The 17,851-nt window shown below is 46.0% G+C and carries 11 protein-coding genes; 1 reads left to right on the top strand and 10 read right to left on the bottom strand.

Features of this window, described 5'->3' with window-relative positions; translation table 11 throughout:
* Positions 1-10 precede the first annotated feature (10 nt).
* The 8 genes from HGH90_RS13960 to HGH90_RS13925 form a co-directional block, all read right to left on the bottom strand.
* A complete protein-coding gene (locus HGH90_RS13960; protein ID WP_169191343.1) occupies positions 11-3,217 on the bottom strand; it encodes a SusC/RagA family TonB-linked outer membrane protein in 3,207 nt (1,068 codons plus the stop codon).
* 248 nt (positions 3,218-3,465) lie between these two features.
* On the bottom strand, positions 3,466-4,644 hold the full coding sequence (locus HGH90_RS13955) for a FecR family protein (protein ID WP_169191342.1): 1,179 nt from the start codon (positions 4,642-4,644) through the stop codon (positions 3,466-3,468).
* 106 nt (positions 4,645-4,750) lie between these two features.
* A complete protein-coding gene (locus tag HGH90_RS13950; RefSeq protein ID WP_169191341.1) occupies positions 4,751-5,356 on the bottom strand; it encodes an RNA polymerase sigma-70 factor in 606 nt (201 codons plus the stop codon).
* 89 nt (positions 5,357-5,445) lie between these two features.
* The gene (locus HGH90_RS13945; RefSeq protein ID WP_168762014.1) at positions 5,446-5,784 is read right to left on the bottom strand and encodes a DUF4280 domain-containing protein; all 339 of its coding nucleotides are present in this window, start codon (positions 5,782-5,784) and stop codon (positions 5,446-5,448) included.
* Positions 5,785-5,806: 22 nt separating this feature from the next.
* Positions 5,807-6,298: a hypothetical protein gene (locus tag HGH90_RS13940; protein WP_169191340.1), complete on the bottom strand. Its 492-nt coding sequence runs from the start codon at positions 6,296-6,298 to the stop codon at positions 5,807-5,809.
* An 87-nt stretch (positions 6,299-6,385) separates the two neighbouring features.
* The gene (locus HGH90_RS13935; RefSeq protein WP_169191339.1) at positions 6,386-9,529 is read right to left on the bottom strand and encodes a phage baseplate assembly protein V; all 3,144 of its coding nucleotides are present in this window, start codon (positions 9,527-9,529) and stop codon (positions 6,386-6,388) included.
* A 42-nt stretch (positions 9,530-9,571) separates the two neighbouring features.
* The gene (locus HGH90_RS13930; protein ID WP_169191338.1) at positions 9,572-10,108 is read right to left on the bottom strand and encodes a hypothetical protein; all 537 of its coding nucleotides are present in this window, start codon (positions 10,106-10,108) and stop codon (positions 9,572-9,574) included.
* Positions 10,109-10,195: 87 nt separating this feature from the next.
* Positions 10,196-13,303, bottom strand: coding sequence for a phage baseplate assembly protein V (locus HGH90_RS13925; protein ID WP_169191337.1), 3,108 nt, complete (start codon positions 13,301-13,303; stop codon positions 10,196-10,198).
* A gap of 305 nt (positions 13,304-13,608) precedes the next feature.
* On the opposite strand from HGH90_RS13925, the gene HGH90_RS13920 reads away from it, so the two are divergent.
* Positions 13,609-15,978 carry an ABC transporter permease gene (locus HGH90_RS13920; protein WP_168762009.1) on the top strand — a complete coding sequence of 790 codons (2,370 nt, stop codon included), beginning with the start codon at positions 13,609-13,611 and terminating at the stop codon, positions 15,976-15,978.
* Positions 15,979-16,114: 136 nt separating this feature from the next.
* Here the strand turns inward: HGH90_RS13920 and HGH90_RS13915 are convergent, their stop codons facing one another.
* On the bottom strand, positions 16,115-16,534 hold the full coding sequence (locus tag HGH90_RS13915; RefSeq protein ID WP_168762008.1) for a c-type cytochrome: 420 nt from the start codon (positions 16,532-16,534) through the stop codon (positions 16,115-16,117).
* 11 nt (positions 16,535-16,545) lie between these two features.
* On the bottom strand, positions 16,546-17,829 hold the full coding sequence (locus HGH90_RS13910; protein ID WP_168762007.1) for a PQQ-dependent sugar dehydrogenase: 1,284 nt from the start codon (positions 17,827-17,829) through the stop codon (positions 16,546-16,548).
* Between the last annotated feature and the right edge of the window lie 22 nt (positions 17,830-17,851).

Raw genomic sequence — 17,851 nt, 5'->3', positions numbered from 1 at the left:
AGAAAATTTATTAGAACCCAAACTGAACCCCGATGGTATACGACTTCAATGGCGGCATCACCACGCCCTGCGTTTCCGGATCCAATCCTTTATAGTTGGTGAACGTAAGCAGGTTCTGTCCAAGTGCATATACACTGGCGCTGGTAATTTTCCATTTTTGGGTATACTTGGAGAGATCATACCTCAGGGAAACATTCTTTAACCGGATATAGGATGCATCGCCCCAGTTGGCGGTAGACAAGCTATAGTTACGGTAAGCAGAAGAGCCATCGGTGGTGGTAGCACCGGGAACAGCAGTGATATCTCCTGGCTGATGCCAGCGGTCTAATGCACGGGTGTCTTGGTTGGCGAAAGCTCCAATGGTGGTAGTGTTGTAACCATAATTAATTCCCGGTCCATCCTGTTTCACAAACTGCCACAGGAAATCCAGGCTGATGCCGTTCCAACTAAAGCTATTCAGCAATCCTCCATAAAAGTCGGGCGCCCGTTTACCTAAAATCACATAATCATCAAACTCTGTAGGCGTGCCACTCTTGCTGAAAAACTGAGGAACACCGGTGTTGGGATCTATTCCCAGGAACTGGTAACCTTTTACGATAGACAGCGGTTCCCCTACTACATAAGTGTTCTTGTAAGTAGATGACTCAATGCCGGGGAATGATTTCAGTTTATTCCTGTTTACAGAAAAATTGAGTGAAGACTGCCAGGTAAATGTTTTGCGCTTTACATTGGTAGAAGATACTTCAAACTCCCAACCGCTGTTCATGACGCTGGCGGGGAGGTTGGCGGTAATAGAGCCAAAGCCTACCTGCGGTGTGAGCTGGTAAGGCACCAGCTGGTTATTGGAAATATTGTAATAGTAATTAGTATTAAAGAGAATGCGGTTTTTCAGGAAGCCCAGTTCCAGCCCCACTTCTTTCTTATGGTTTTCTTCCCATCTGAAATTGGGATTAGGCAGGCGGGAAGGTGTTAATCCTGGTATACCAGCATAGGGATAAGGATTGGAGCTCCATGCATCGAGATATTGGTAATCGCTGATATTATCATTGCCTGAGTTACCGATGCTTGCACGCAGCTTACCAAAACTCAGGAAGCCTGCTTCTCCGATAAAGCGTTCTTTACTGAAAATCCAGGCTGCACCTACGGCCCCGAAGTTACCAAAACGGTTGCCGGGCCCGAAACGGGTAGATCCATCGCGACGGAAAGACGCATTGATGATATACTTTTCTTCCCAGTTATAATTCACTCTGCCGAATATGGAAGTGTAGCGATAAAAAATATATTGGGAAGGGCGTGGCACTACCAGGCGGGCTGCTTGCTGATCTTCCAGCAAAGCATCGCTGGAAAACCCCGAGGCAATCGCCGATTGGCCTTGTGTAATGCTCTGCTGGAAGGTGGCGCCGGCCATTACCTGCAGGTTGCCTTTGGCAATAGCCCGGCTATAATCCAGTTGCGGCTCTATGATGTAAGAACCTATGCCCGATGACCCGAAATAAGATTCACTACCGGCAGATGTAAGCGGATTTAAGCTGGCATCCGGCGTGATCCGCATCTGTTTCATATCGGTGCGGGTATAGCCCAGGCTGGCCTTTGCATTTAAACCAGGTAAAATGGTATACCGGATCACGGAGTTAGCCAGTAGCATGTTGGTAGTCAGTTCCGATTTTCTCAGCAGGTAAGCTTGCGGATTCTGCGCATTGGAGAACCAATACAGCTTCCCGGTTGAATCGTACAACGGGTAGTTGGGTGGCAGGTTATAAAACATCGTCAGATCCACTGGCAAAGAATTGTCCTTGCTGCTGGTATAGTTAACAGACGCAGTAACATTGAATTTGCTATCCTGGCTGGTATGGTTAACATTGAGATGTCCGGCGCCACGCTGGTAGCCCAGGCTGCCGGGCATTACAGTGGTTTCTTTATGGTAGGTGCCGCTCAGGAGGAACTGTGTTTGCGCCGAACCACCGGATACAGATCCCTGCGCTTCGGTGATATGCGCGGTATTGCCCATAATAAAACGCTGCCAGTCGCTCGTTTGCTGCTGGTCCCAGATGGTCAGGTCCGGCGCTATGTCTTTGTCGTAAGGTTTATTATCATGCGCATAAGCTTCTTTACGCATGGCAATATACTGCGGTGTATTCAGCATAGGCAGGGTGTTCACCACTTTGCCTGTGCCCGTATATACGTTAAAGTTAGTTTGAGTTTTACCGGCCTTTCCTTTTTTGGTGGTAATCAGGATCACGCCATTACCGCCCCGGGAGCCATAGATAGAAGTAGCATCGGCATCTTTAAGTACGTCGATACGTTCTATATCAGCAGGATTAATAGACGCCATAGGACTTTGATTGCCGTTGGCAGAGGTGAATTGGTTGAGGGGTTCCGAATAAAAAGGAACCCCATCTATTACATACAATGGATTATTCGGGCCGGATAAAGAGCTTTGTCCACGTAGTACTACGCTGTAATTGGAACCGGGCAAACCGCTGGAAGAATTCACAAATACGCCGGATACCCTGCCCTGTAATGCGGCAAGGGCATCGAGTACCGGTTGAGAGGCAATATCGCTGGCTTTCACGCTGGATACAGAGCCGGTGTTAAACCGCTTACTGGTGGTACCATAGCCAATTACTACGGCTTCATCGAGTCCGCTAGCCTGTTGCTTCAGCACGATATACAGCTGACTTTTCAAATTTACCGGCACCCGCCTGGTTTCATACCCCACATAGGAAAAAACCAACGTTTCGCCGGGATTGGCGGCAATGGAGAAATAGCCGTTCTCGTTAGTTACGGTACCGGCGGCGCCATTCAGTATTTTCACTGTTACCCCAATCAGGGCGGTGCCGGCAGCATCCTTTACAACGCCGGTTTGCATTTGCTGTGCCGCCTCCGGGCTCATGATCTCCGCTTCCTTCTTTTCCACAGGCAATATCTTCTTCCGGATAAAAATTGTTTTGTCTTTGATCGTAAAGTCCAGCGCGCGGTCTTTAAACACATCGGTTAAGAAGGTCGCCAGCACGGTATGGTCTGCCTGAATGGTGACCGGCTTCACATGTCGCAATACATCCCTGTCATAGAAGAACAGGTATCCTGTTTGTGCTTTTACGGCCTCGAATACCTCCTCCATGGGTGCATTCTTTACATGAACGGTGACCGCCTGCGCAAAGGCGCCGCCAGATACTTTGAGGGTAGCCACCATCATGAGAATAATTGTCAATCTCATAGCGAGTGCAATTTTGGTTGAGATAAGCCCGGGCATAGAAAGGGCTTTACCATGAAAATTCAATTGCATAGATTTGCATTTGTCTGGTTGGATAATCGGTATTAAGTATTTGCGTGCTTAAGGCGAATGACAGCCGGACTTTATGCCGGGGGTGGCTCCAATCACCTCCGGTTTTTTCACGGCTGTCCTTTCACACATCTAAAATTGGCTGTACATAATGTTTTGTTGACTATAGCTATAAAAAATAATTATGGCTCCACGATGATGTTGCGTCCCTGTACGCGAAAATGAACACCGGTGGTTTCCAACCCTTCCAATACATCTGAAAGCGGTAATCGGCGCTGGATCTCTCCCTGGAACCTCCTGGCCGGGATGTTGCCGGCATATACAATGTTTACATCATACCACCGGGCCAACTGGCGCATCACAGTAGGAATGTCGGCATCGTGAAAATAAAAGGCTTCCCTTTTCCAGGCCAGGATGGCGGTGGTGTCGGCATGAGTAATAATGCCAATTTGATCCGGGTTGGTTATCCTTGCCTGCTGGCCAGGTAATAATACCCTGGAGGCATGTCCGTTATTCACCTTTACTGCGCCGCGGATAAGGGTGGTGGCAATTCCCTGTTCATCCGGATAGGCGTTTACGTTAAAGCTGGTTCCTAAAACATCAATGGTGGTTCGATGATCGGTATTAACGCGGAAAGGCCGCTGCGGCTCTCCGGCTACTTCAAAATAGGCTTCCCCCTTTACAGATACTTCGCGTTTATCATGACTGAAAGCAGTGGGATACGTGATCGCAGAAGCGGCGTTGAGCCACACCCGGGTGCCGTCCGGCAGGGTAAGACGGAATTGCCCGCCCCTGGGCGTAGTCAGCGTATTAAGGCTATAAGCGCTGCCAGGTTGGGTAGCGCTGTATTGCAACTGGCCATTGTTGAGTTTTACAACACTACCCTGTTGGGCAATTACCTGGCTGGCATTACTATCTAGCGGCACGGTGGAACCGTCGGCCAGCGTGAGTACGGCTTTGGTAGAGCCAGGTAATATTGGCGCTGTGTTTATCGCCACAGGAGGTACCGGCCTGGTAGTGCTACGCCGGGATAGATAAATACCAGCTCCCAGCAGTAATAATATAGCCGCAGCTGCAGCCCATTTATAATAAATGTAACGAAGACGGCCTTTGGCCGCAGCAGGATAATGCCGGTCACGAAAGATTTCCCAGCCGGCATTTGCATCAAAATGGCGGTATTGCTGCAATCTCCTCTGCAGTATAGCCGTATCAGTTAATTGGTCAAAGAATACACGGTTCTCCTGGGCAGCCTGTAGCCATGCTTCCAGCTCCGCCTGCTCTGTTTCCGTTAATGATTGCTGCTGGTATCCATATACCAGGTAGGCGATCCGCTGTAAAAAAATAGTATCCTTATTCTCCATGTTCTTTGGCACTTCCTACCCCGCTTTTCTATGAAAACAAGAAAATTATATTTTCGATTAAAGATCCGGTTAACTTTTTTTAAAAATTTTTTAGGTCGGCTATCAATTAATGATGATAGTAATATTTAAGCAGGGCAATATATACGCCCAACAAGGGCAAAATATTCTTTCTGATCAGGTTGCTTCTGATTAATTTCAACGCCCGGAGCTTCTGCGCCCGGACGGTATTATAGGATATCCGGAGCGCAACGGCAATATCCTCATTTTTCCTCCCTTCCAGGTAGCTCATCTTAAAGATCTTCCTGCACTGGGTAGGCAACGCCTCAATTTCGTTATATAATTGCTGGATGACTTCTGTTTCTGTTAATAGTGGATCAAATCCTGTATCGACCGTTTGCAGGTAGGAAAACTCTTTCTCCTTGATGGTGAGTCTTTCCCGGCTTTTCAGGAAATTGAGGCAGGCATTTTTAGTAGCAATAAACAGGAAGGCTTTTATATTAGCAGCGGTCTTAAAGTCGGTCCTTTTATTCCATAATTTGGAAAAAGATTCCTGTACCAGGTCTTCCGCCTCCTGGTCATTAGCTACAATACTGTTAGCGAAATAACATAACGCCTTGTAGTGTTGATTAAATAAAAACTGAAATGCGGACTGTTCCCCGGCAGCGAGTTTTTGTAATAATAAATGTTCGGCTTGTAAATACTCGTCCATCATCTATGGAAAACACCCCCTTACATAAAATGACATATCGGTATAAAAATACCCAAAAAAGATGATTTATTATATCCGGGGCGGTAAAGTACCTATTCTACGGAGTGTGTTTCTTCGTGCCCTACCTGGTGAATAGTAATTTTTCCTCCTTGGCTGCACATACAGGAGGATTTCTCTGTGAGTAACTTCATATCATTTATATCGTCTTTCCGGGAGGTATCCTGCCAGGCTATCGGGGCTGGTGTACAATTCTTGCGGGTAATGGTACACATGCCAAAGGCAGGAATATTTTTCATTCCCTGCTTGTCTTCTGCGGTGGCTACCAGCTTGCCTGCCACGTAAAAGAATCGCTGACTATCTACCTTCAATTGCGCCGGGGTAGTTCCTTTATCGCATTGCAATAGCGCAGATTCCGTGATTTTTTGTGCCATGTTGCCAATATTGGGATAAAAGTTACCGGATGATATCCTGGTCTACTTCTTTCAGCTTTTTACCCGTTTTACCATCCAGGGTAACTATCCGGTTCTTTCCATTATACAGGTAAGTGATATCCCACTCAGGTTGAGGAGCAGTACGTTTATCAATGAACGTATGGGATTCGTGAAGATCAATATTATTGCTGCTGCAATACTTAACCAGGTCTTCATACGTAAACCCAAAAGGCTGATCATAGTCTACTGTCTTCTCCAGGCGCCCGCTTTCATCATAGTAATGCCAGGTACCTTTCTGAAAATTTCCTCTCACAAACAAAAGCCCTTGTTCTTTGCCATTTCCATTTTTATAAAACAGGGAATATTGCTGGAATAAACTGTTTTTGGGGACTTCCATCCGGGCATAACCTGCCGCATAGCTGTGTTCTTCGATAACAGTGCTGTCGGCCGTAGTCCAGCGCCGGCTGCCATTTTCACTGTGCTGGTTAAAGTCTTCGATATTAAAACGTTCCATGTGTTTAGTATTTTGTGATTGGCACGAAAGCATCATGCCGAACGAAAATATGGTTAGCAGGATCTTCTTCATTTTATTGCATGTTTATTATTCAGCATCAATATTCGGTCTGATGGCCTCCCACTGCCATTTCCATAGTTGAACCACCGGAATAGGGGTAGCTGCCACATCAGAATAGTCCATAATATTGTCTGTCAGGTTTTGCGTAAAGGTATGTTTTCCATGATCATCAAACGAATGGTATAATCCCAAAGCATGTAAACACTCATGCGCCAATGTACTATCTGTAAATCCGGGAGCGAAAACCACTACCGACCGGGGCGTAGATGGAATACCATAAGATCTTCCATACAGTGAGCCACCAGCGCCGGCAGAAGAAGTTGCTCTTTCATTGATAAAATATATTTTGTAGTGCTTCGTATAATCTTTACCTCCCTTGTTATAAAGTGCATACAACGCACTATTCATATGATCCTGGATTGCATCGCTGGCGCCATCTGTAATAATAGCGCCATTGGAATGATTACTGTTAAAAGTGGTATCCGCCGATAAGTCGAGCGTTAGTGTCTCGAAGGAAGGCTCTACCAGTGCCTGCCGCAGGTATTTCCTCAGCTCATCTTCTCTTCCCGGAGGACTGGCTACCTTTAGCACCGTACCTATTTTAGTAGTTACCTGCACAATCGCTATCTTCACTTTATACCGTTGATGATTAGCCAACAATCTCAATTTTCCCGCCAGCTTTTTCTCGATGGTGCCATCCGCTTTTTTACTATGCGCCAGTATCTCAATACTTTGATCTTTCTTGAAAGCGGACAAGCACTCAATCTTCAGCGATACTTTGCGCGGCGTACCACTGGTAGCGGATTTGGCTGCAATTTCCTCTTTATCCAGTTTAAAAAGGCTTTTATCGTATTTAATCTCCAGTTTTTCCGGTTCCACATCTACGGTCACCTGCATGGATACTTCGGCGCTGGTATTGCTAAAGCTAGTCGCCGTTTTTTGTGCTACCGGAGGTTTACCTTTTCCAGGAGATACCATTTTAGTCACCTGTTTTGGAAACAAACATAACCACGGAACATAATACTCATGGTATAGCTTCTTTTTTGTAACCGGATCTGTCTGCGGCTTCCCGGTGGCATCCAGCTTAGGTTTAGATACAATAACATGTGTAGGATTCCCATACACGCCCTTTAGTTTCTCGTATTCTGCCGGATCGGGAAAAGAAGTAGCTCGTTTGCCGCATATCTTCTCATAAGTGTTGGCAGCGTCATCGCCATGAGACAAACCACTATCCGCTACCCTCATCCAATCGAACCCGTAATCACCTGCCCAGCTGGTCTCTGGCCTGAAGTGAACAATACATTGTGCATCCAGTTTTATCTCTGTCACTTTATATTTATCGGCCGTATTACTGTGCTTATTACCTTTCGCGCCTTTCATTTCCGCCGTTCCCTTCGAATTAACGGTTACATTCTCATCGGAGTGAATAAAGATTTTGTCCTTGCCCGCGGCAAAGATTTCGCGGGATTCAATTTTTATTTCATTTTCCGCATTAATTAAGGCTTTGCCGCTGAATAAATGCATGTACTCAGATACCATCTGGTATAGAATGGGTGTGTTGACCATCATCTTCTGTAATACGTCTATGTTCAGCTGGTTACCGACATTCATTGCTAAGGTATCTCCGGCGTTCATGGTCACATTCCGGGAACTGACTATTATTTCTTCCGGTGCAGAGAGTGAAATTTTTGTTCCCTGCGTATCCATGTGAATAATATTACCTCCTTTATCACTGATGGTAATGCTTTCCTGACCATCACTATCATTAAGGCGGATCTCATGCCCCGATCGCGTTTTGATAGCTTTAATATTATTCTGGACATCCCCGAATCCGGCTGCCGCCTTTCCATTCCAGGCAGCGCCTACCACAAAGGGCACCTCAGGATTCCCATCTTCAAAATCTACCCATACTTCTTCGTGCACTTCGGGAATAAAATAGAAGCCCTTGTCTTTCCCTCCGTAAGGTGTGAGTGTTCGTAACCAGGGACTACTTCCTTGCTCCTGCCAGCGAAATCGTACCCGGATACGGCCAAGTCCCTTAGGGTCACGGTTATCGGTCACAATAGCACTTTGCGGCTCGCAACGCGGAAAATCATGGATGTTGATGACCGGACTGGCAATATCCTCCGGCATGCCCTCCAGCGTATTAGTGTAATGCCCGCTACCAGTACAAGTATGCTTCAGATAGGTGATCACATACTTGCCATGGCTGACAACTGTAGGAAACTGCTCATTAATCTGTACGGTATCGCCTATACGCAGCGCCGTACTTTTACTCGTAGCTGTCAGCAACATCATCCGGGAAAGTTGCCCCTGTTGATGCAGGCTGGTAAATGTGTCTAGCTCAGATTTTGCTTTACCGCTAAACCCATAGTTCATTTTATACAGGGAAGTATGCCGGTATAATTTACTGCTCACCGATTTCAGATGGGTTGCAGGGCCATTCAGGTCGGGCGCCGGCAGTGCTTCCGCCGTTTGGTCAATGACTTGATCCTGCCTGTAATCATAACCATTTAAGCGGGTATTCCGGGCCTGTACCTGCATGGAAATATCAAAATCCACCAGGTCGACCTGGTGTGTCAGACTCGTTTCTTTTCCTTTATATTTTCCAAAAATGAGCTGCTGACCATTATAAAAATACCACTCCCCATGCCGAGCAGCCAGGCGTTTAACAAACTGCTGGGTAGTTTCTTTGTATTGTACCGTATACTTCAGCGGAACGGTGGTAACCGGGTTTACAGCCGGCTGGCCAGTATATGGCTGGCAACCTTTCAGACATTGTGTGACAATACTTTGCAAGGATTGTCTTTCAAAGCAGGCAATATGGGGATTATCTTCCAACAGTATACCCGGGCTATTTGCCTTTATCACGCAAAAGCCGTGCGTACCATCGCTCTCCTTTCCCGTATGGATGCCGGTAACTATTCCCTTAAACTGTAAAGGGCTATAGCTACCTGCTGCCTCTACACTGGTAATTGTCAGGCTGATTTCTTTGCCCAGGAAATTCCTGCCCGCAGAAAACAGGCTATCACCCAGCTTTTCGAGCCAGTCATATCCGATCAATATTTCCAGGCAATGATGCCCCTGTATAGATTGGGTTAGCGTAAGCGAATGAAAAGCAGAAAACTGATGATCTCCTATACTGAAAGTAGTGTGTACGTACAATGACATGGATTAATTTTATTGGGTATAACAATGGTATGACCAGCAACGTTATTCAACGATCCGGATAGGAATATGATTCGCTTTCTTCAACACTTTACCTGTTTCTCCATCCAGCACATAGAGATTATTAAATCCATTGATCTCAATATCAGCCTCCCATGTTTTCTTCCCATCAATATTATTAAACTTCAGATGCAGCCTATCCCTGTTTTCACCGGTATGTATATTGATCATTTTTTGTTGATGGAGATAGTGCAAAACATCGTTATAACTGAATTTTCCAAAAGCTGCGTCTTCATTGGTTTCTTTCGTGAGTTTGCCCTGCTCATCAAACTGGTATGATTTACCAACATACGTATCTTCTCCTAAAACCACGGCCTTTTCCCGGATATTGCCATTGCCATAATAATATTTATAGACAACAAAAAAAGATGGTTTGGGTGGAGTAGTATTCACTATAAAACCAGTTTCCCGGTTGCCTGATTGAACAATGGAGGTACCATCCGGCAACGTAACATGTGACTCGTTATGCTGCTGCACCTGGTATTTTCCGATATCAAATTGCTCAAATTCTCTCGTGATCATATGCAATGGATTTTGCGATGCAAGCCTGGTCGATTTGCAGGCAGTAATACTGATAATAATATAGAGGAAACATATTTTTCTCATGCATCAGATTTGATTGTTCAATACTTGCCATTGCCAGTACCAGGTGCTGATACGGTTAATGGGTGTGTGAGCGTTACCGTCAATATCCACATTCCAGTTGGAATAATCAAGTATATTCTCTGTTTTTTGTGCTTCATAACAAAACCGTGCCTGGCTGTCGAAAGAGTGTGGCAACCCAAGCGCATGCAACATTTCGTGTGCAATGGTGGGCTTATCATGCGTAGCAAAAAACACGCCCCAGTTTACGTTTAGTTGAGAAAATCCCTGTTTACTCCTGGTTTGTTGATTCCCGCCGGCATCAGCAGTATTTTCAGTAGCACTATCTCCCAGGAAAAAAAGTCGGTAATGATCTGGAAATAAAGTCCCGTACCTGCTTTGATCAAATTGCCTGTTCAGGAATTCTCCCAGGTCCGCCCGCACAGGCCGCAGATAATTGCCATTAGGCGCATAATTTGCCGCAAAGTTCAGTCCTGGTTCCGTTACATCAAGGGTAATCACTGCCGGCACGCCGTTGGCATCATTAGCCTGGTCAGTAATATTCAATTGGATCAGGGCTTGCCGAAGGCTACGCTGAAAATCATCCAGGCCTCCCCTGATGGGAACCCCTTGTTTTACAGCCCTCCGCACCCTGGTTAATACCCTAACAATCACCACGTTTACCTGCCTCGTTTTCCCGCTGCCAACCACATGCAGCTTTCCAACCAGTTTACGTTTATCCCTGGTGTCATCAGGTTTAGCATAGGCATACACATTTATCTCCTCATCCCTGGGAAATACCATCCTGCTGGAAACTTTAAGGGTATCTTTCTTATGAATATCTGTTATTGTTTTTTTGTCGAGCGACAAATGTGCTTCATTATATTCGAATTCTATTCTGGCCGGCTTATCCTGATAATCGATCAACAGCTTCAGCTCCACTTCAGCCGCACCCGGCTGCCCGGATGGCAAAAGCGCTATCCAGGGCGCGTAGTACCGCAATACTACTGCGCGGTTATCCTTGTCTTTCTTCAAAGCATAATGAAAAGGCGTATACAACAGCTTAAGTTGCTCCAGATCGGCGGCTTCTTTTCTAAAAAATTTACTCCAGGCATTACGGTCCGTTACAATATCTGTATACGCGGCACTGGTATAATACTTACCAACAATATCTTCATAATCCACATCACCGGAAATACTGGTATCGCTCTGCCGGAACCAGTCAAACCCATATTCTCCTTTCCAGCTGTTCTGCGGCCTGAATTGCACCACACAGGCCACCATCAGTTCATCATCTGCTACCTGATATGAATCCGGGCTATTAGTGTGCTTACTCGCCGTAGCTCCTTTAATAAAGTTAGTTCCCTGCGAATTGAGCACCGTTTGCTGCTCCGAATACAGGAACATTTTCTCCTTGCCCGCCGCATAAATTTCCGGTGATTCAACCCGGATCTCATCCCTGGATTGTAACAGCGTCTTTTCGCTAAATAAGTACATAAACCCGGGCACCATTTGCTGGAATAAAGGCGAGTACACTAACATGCGTCCGCCGGTATTCATTAAAAGCTGGTTGCCCGAATTAATCGTAAGCGCATTGGCAATGTGAAAGGTGATGTTACGGGCCGACCAATCTATGGCTTCGGCGGCCGTAATCATAATGCTTCTGGCGGGTGTATCCAGGAAAATGATATTTCCGTTTTTATCGGTGATGGTAATACTTTCCTGCCCATCTGTATCATCGAGTCGAATAAGGTGCCCGCCGCGGGTTTTAAGTGCTTTGATATTATTCCGCTGACTACCGAAAGCCGAATGCGCCGTACCATTCCAGGCAGCACCCAGCACATAAGGATTCTCAGGGTGTCCGTCTTCAAATCCCACCCATACTTCTTCATTGATTTCTGGCACCAGGTATATTCCTTTACCAGTACCGGCATGCGGGGTAATAATCCTTAACCAGGGCGTGCTCCCTTCCTGTTGCCACCGGAACCTGACCCTTACCCGGCCCAGGTTTTCCGGATCATTATTGTCTGTTACCACCGCACTTTGTGACTCACATCGCGGGTGACTGTGTATGTCGGTAGCCGGTCCCACCAGATCTGCCGGAATTGCTTCAAACTGGTTGCTATACATCCCATGCGCGGTGCAGGTATGCAACAGGGAAGTAATAATAAAATCACCATGTGTGGTAGTAGCAGGCAGCTGCTCCTGTATACTCACCTTATCGCCTATACGTAGAAAAGGGACTTTACTGCAGCCCCGCAATACCACCATTTGCGACAACTGACCCTGGTGCTGCACTGCTGCTATCTTGTCCAGTTCCTCCTGCGTATTCTCCGTAAACCCGTAGTTCATTTTGTACAAGGAGGAATTACGATAAAGTTCATTACTTACAGTTTTTACATGCGTCGTATAACCGTTGCTGTTCGACAGCGGCACTGCGCCGGCATTAGATGCCAAGATCTGTCCTGGGGTATAGGCATAATGTTGTAAACTGGAATTGCCGGCCGTTGTCTGTAAGGAAATATTAAAATCTACCAGGTTATGCCGGTGAACCAGTATTGTTTTCCGGGGTGTATATTGCCCGAAAATGAGTTGTTGACCGTTATAAAAATACCATTCACCAAACCTGGCTGCCATGCGCTTCACAAATTGGCCGGTGGTTTCTTTGTATTGCACAATATACTTCAATGCCTGGCTATTCCGCGATTGAATAAGGAATGCCCCTCCATAGGGCTGCAGACGTTTCAGGCAGGTGGCAATAATACTGTCCAATGACTGTAACGTAAAAGTAGTAGTGTGCGGATCATCTTCCAGCAGAAAATCTGGGCTATGGGCGATGATGCGGCAATACCCATGCGCGCCTGCTATACCTTTGCCTATATGTACGCAGGTAATAATACCATTAAAGGACAGCATATCCGTAGATGCGGTTTCGGCTATACCACCAATCGACAAGGTGATTTCCTTGCCAATCAGCTGCTGGGTAGAATCAAAATGATAATGCGCTATCCATTCCTGTCCCATTGTTATTTCAAGCCGGTGAGGCTGCATAATGCTCTGCTCTAGCCGAAGTGAATAAAAAGAGTGAAATTGAACATCTCCAATCCGAAAAAAAGTTTGGGTATACAGTGACATGATATGGTTTTATACAGGGTCACAAAATCTCAATCTGGCGACATATCAACTAAAATAAGGATTCCATACCGAATAAAAAACAACGGAACAATGGTGCGGAATAATATAATGCCCGGCCAGAACGGAAATCCCGCTGTCTGGCCAACTGAAAAAATCCTTTCCATTCTTACCATGTACCGCTATATCCGGACATTTGCTGTCTCAAAACCGAACAAATTAAAATAATACAAATGCGTATTTTTATTATGGACAACATATAATTCGATGGCACTTCCTTTGTTCGCAAAAAGAAAAATTTCCGAGCTATGTTTGTCACCTATCTTAAAACCGCCTGGCGCAACCTGTTAAAAGACCGCAAATTTGCTTCCCTCAATCTCGTTGGACTGGCCACCGGTTTAGCTTGCGCGCTCCTGATTTACATCTGGGTGATGGATGAACTTAGCATGAACAAATTTAATCAGCAAGATGCACAACTCTACCAGGTACTGGAAAACCGTGTGCAAGCCAGTGGCATATGGACCGCCAAATCCTCTCCTATGCCCATGGCCGACGCTCTCGCCAAAGAAATGCCCGAAGTGGCCTATACCACACAAACCACTTATATAGACGATGTAGTACTCTCCACCTCCAAAGAACTAAACATTACCAGCGATGGCAAATATGCCGGCAAAGATTTTTTCCACCTGTTTTCATACCAGCTCATTGCAGGCAATCCCAACCAGGTACTGGCCGACAACAACGCCATTGTGCTTTCTGAAGCCACTGCTATCAAACTGTTTGGCACTACGCAAAATATAGTGGGCAAAACGGTGGAGTTTCAACACGAAAAATTTTATACCGTATCAGGTGTTTTCCGCCTGCCCAAACAACATACCAATGATATATTCGACTTCCTGTTACCCATGACGACGATGAAGTGGGCACAGAATAATAAAGATAACTGGGGAAATACTGCGGTACATACCTTCGCTTTATTGAAACCCGGCGCCGATGTAGATAAGCTCAACGCCAAACTGGCCGGCTTTATCAAACAAAAAACAAATGGGGATATTACCCACCGTACCGCATTTCTGCAACGATATTCCGATAACTACCTGTACGGCCGCTTCGAAAATGGCGTCCAGGTGGGAGGCCGCATCGAATATGTACGCTTGTTCTCCATTATTGCCATTTTCATTCTCCTTATTGCCTGTATCAACTTCATGAACCTTTCTACCGCCAAAGCCGCCAGCAGGGCAAAAGAAGTGGGAGTTAAGAAAGCCCTGGGCGCGGGAAGAAGTACCCTGGTCCTGCAATACCTGGGCGAATCGGTATTAATGGCCTTCGCTGCCCTGTTGCTGGCTATCTTACTGGTATATGGTTTATTGCCCGCCTTTAATCATATCACACAAAAACAATTATCCCTATCAGATCTTAATATCAACTTCATTTTATCTGCAATAGGCATCACCCTGTTCACCGGCCTGGTTGCCGGCAGTTACCCTGCCTTCCTGTTATCTGGCTTTAAACCGGTAATTGCCCTGAAAGGAAAGTTCAGCAACTCCATTGGTGAATTGCTGATCCGCAAAGGATTGGTAGTCTTTCAATTTACCCTGTCTATCATACTAATTGTAGCCGTACTGGTGATTTACCGGCAGATCAGCTTTATACAAACAAAAAATCTTGGTTACAGTAAAGATCATATCATCAGCATCTACAAACAAGGCAAGCTGGAAGATACTCACACACAAAATACCTTCCTCGCGGAAGCCAGGAATATTCCCGGTATTACCAGTGCCACAAGTATTGGTCATGAACTGAGTGGCCATAGCAGTGGTACCTCCGGCGTATATTGGCCAGGGAAAGATCCTAAAGACAAAACGGAATTTGAATACGTACCAGTCGATTATGACCTGCTCCAAACGCTCAATATCCAAATCAAAGAAGGAAGAGCCTTCTCCCGCAGCTTCGGCGCGGACAGCAGTGCCATTATCTTCAATGAAGCCGCCATTAAATTTATGGGATTGAAAGATCCTATCGGGAAACAAGTGAGGTTATGGGACAACGATGTCACCATCGTAGGCGTGGTAAAAGATTTCAATTTCCAGTCGCTTCATGAAAAAGTAAAACCCCTCCTGCTTAAACTGGAACCGGGAGGCACTTATCGTTTTATGATGAAAATTGAAACCGGAAAAGAAAAACCGGTAATGGCTGCATTAGAGAAATTGTATCACCAATTCAACCCTGGATTTCCCTTTAAATATGCCTTCCTGGATAAAAACTATGAAAAGTTATACGCCGCCGAAAACCAGGTATCGCTGTTATCCCGCTACTTTGCTGGTTTAGCCATCCTGATATCCTGCCTCGGATTATTTGGCCTGGCTGCTTTTACCGCACAAAAAAGAAACAAGGAAATAGGTATCAGAAAAGTGCTGGGTGCTACTGTTGGCGGTATTGTGATGCTGCTGTCGAAAGATTTTCTCCGCCTCATACTCCTGGCCATCCTGATTGCGGTACCATTGGCCTGGTGGGCTACCCAGCAATGGCTGAAAGGCTTCGCCTATAGCGTGCATATAGGCCCCTGCATATTTATCACTGCCGGCATTACTGTGATTGCACTCACCTTCATCACCATCAGCTTCCAATCTATAAAAGCTGCATTGGCCGATCCGGCCAAAAGCCTCAAAACAGAATAGCGGTGCTAAAAATAGTCGTCGCCGGATAGCTTGAAAAACTATACGGCAACGACTATACGTTGCGTATGCTCCAAACGAGAGCGCTGCTGGCAGCTAAAATACCTTGTCATTATAAGTGACCAGCTATACGTAATGATCAGTTCTTTGCTCGCGCTGTTTTTACATCGGCAGCAGTTACGGCACTGGCTTTGTTGCCGAAATTACGCCGCACATAAGTCAATACATCGGCAATCTCCTGATCTTTCAGGAAATTATGTGGCGGCATATTATTGGAATAATATTCATCATCAATAGGCTCAGACGATTGCATCCCCTTTAAAATAACCTGTATCAGCTTCGTTTTATCGCCCAGTACAAACGATGTTTTTATCAACGGAGGATTCAAATGCGGTACCCCGCTGCCGTCCACCTGGTGACAGGTCAGGCAATACTGCTCATATACCTTCTTTCCCCGGATAACCGACGACTGGCTACCAGCAGGCTTCTTCGGTGTTTGTGCCGACAAAAAAGAAAGTGTTGCACAAAGTACAACACCTATCATCGTTATTTTCTTCATACAAAATTCCATTATTTACCGCTGTAAGAAATCTTATACACTGTACCCTTCACATCATCTGTTATATACAACGCGCCATCAGGACCCTGGGCTAATCCGCAAGGGCGGTGCTGCGCCTGTCCGGGGGACTGGATATTTTCCACGCCGGTAAAATTGTCGGCAAATACTTCCCAGTTGCCGGAAGGCTTACCATCTTTAAAAGGTACAAATACAACATAATATCCCTTCTGTCCTTTCTGCCGGTTCCAGGAACCATGAAAAGCAATGAAAGCGCCATCCTTATAACGCGCCGGGAATTGGTTACCGGTATAAAACAATAATCCGTTAGGTGCCATATGCGCCGGGAAGGCTACTACCGGGTCAATCGCATCGTCGCCACCGGTTTTCTTACCATCGCCGCCATACTCCGGCGACAGCATCTTCTTATGCTGTATACCATCGTAGTAAATATAAGGCCAGCCGGCATTGTCACCTTTCTTCAGGGCATACATACATTCTGCCGGTAATTCATTTCCCTGTTGTAAATCGTAATATTCCGGGAACATATCAAACAGTCCATCACGGCCATGCTGCATTACAAACAACTGATTCTGCGCTGTATTCCAATCCAGGCCTACTACATTACGCAAACCAGTGGCATAACGAACGCCATCGCCATAGGTTTGGTTCAGCTTATCCGCTTTAAATTGCCAGATTCCTGCAGCAGAATCCAGTATAGGACAGCCCGGTATTCCTTTGGAACCCTTAGCCCTGTCCTGTTGCTGGCAGGAATTCGAGTAAGCGCCAATATTCACATAGATGTTACCGGCATTATCCAAAGCAATAGACTTCGACTCATGCTGATGACGATTAATCAATCCCGTCACTATCTTTTCCGGCTGATCCGGATGCATCACCTCAAATTTATCGTTCAGCTGATAACGATAAACATCTTCATCGGAAGAAGTATACAGGTAATGATCTTTAATTACCATACCCGTACCCCGGTAAGTACCGAAAGTTTTTACAGCGTCGGTCTTTCCGCTGCCGGTGGGATGTAAAACGGCAATGGCTTTACCGGGCTTGGAACTTTGTATTTTTACATAGATGTCGCCTAGCGGGGTCACCGCTATGTGACGGGCAGCGCCCAGGTTTTCCGCTACTACCTGGGCCTTAAAACCAGCAGGCAGCTTCAGTCCTGCATTTGCCTGATCTGCTCCCACAGAACGATGAATGGCGCTGCTGTCGCCATTATCTGCCAAACAGGATGCAGACAACAGTGATAAGCATCCCAGCAAAACTACATTTGTTTTCATGCTACTAAGTTTTTCAATGATT

The organism is Chitinophaga sp. Ak27 (assembly GCF_012726295.1).
Classification (GTDB): Bacteria; Bacteroidota; Bacteroidia; order Chitinophagales; family Chitinophagaceae; genus Chitinophaga.
The sequence above is the reverse complement of the archived record's forward strand: the minus strand, read 5'-3'. Positions and strand labels throughout refer to the sequence as shown.

Excerpts from the sequence above, each read along its gene's own strand:
- HGH90_RS13960 (WP_169191343.1), bottom strand. The coding sequence starts at position 3,217 with ATGAGATTGACAATTATTCTCATGATGGTGGCTACCCTCAAAGTATCT.
- HGH90_RS13955 (WP_169191342.1), bottom strand. The coding sequence starts at position 4,644 with ATGGAGAATAAGGATACTATTTTTTTACAGCGGATCGCCTACCTGGTA.
- HGH90_RS13950 (WP_169191341.1), bottom strand. The coding sequence starts at position 5,356 with ATGATGGACGAGTATTTACAAGCCGAACATTTATTATTACAAAAACTC.
- HGH90_RS13945 (WP_168762014.1), bottom strand. The coding sequence starts at position 5,784 with ATGGCACAAAAAATCACGGAATCTGCGCTATTGCAATGCGATAAAGGA.
- HGH90_RS13940 (WP_169191340.1), bottom strand. The coding sequence starts at position 6,298 with ATGGAACGTTTTAATATCGAAGACTTTAACCAGCACAGTGAAAATGGC.
- HGH90_RS13935 (WP_169191339.1), bottom strand. The coding sequence starts at position 9,529 with ATGTCATTGTACGTACACACTACTTTCAGTATAGGAGATCATCAGTTT.
- HGH90_RS13930 (WP_169191338.1), bottom strand. The coding sequence starts at position 10,108 with ATGATCACGAGAGAATTTGAGCAATTTGATATCGGAAAATACCAGGTG.
- HGH90_RS13925 (WP_169191337.1), bottom strand. The coding sequence starts at position 13,303 with ATGTCACTGTATACCCAAACTTTTTTTCGGATTGGAGATGTTCAATTT.
- HGH90_RS13920 (WP_168762009.1), top strand. The coding sequence starts at position 13,609 with ATGTTTGTCACCTATCTTAAAACCGCCTGGCGCAACCTGTTAAAAGAC.
- HGH90_RS13915 (WP_168762008.1), bottom strand. The coding sequence starts at position 16,534 with ATGAAGAAAATAACGATGATAGGTGTTGTACTTTGTGCAACACTTTCT.
- HGH90_RS13910 (WP_168762007.1), bottom strand. The coding sequence starts at position 17,829 with ATGAAAACAAATGTAGTTTTGCTGGGATGCTTATCACTGTTGTCTGCA.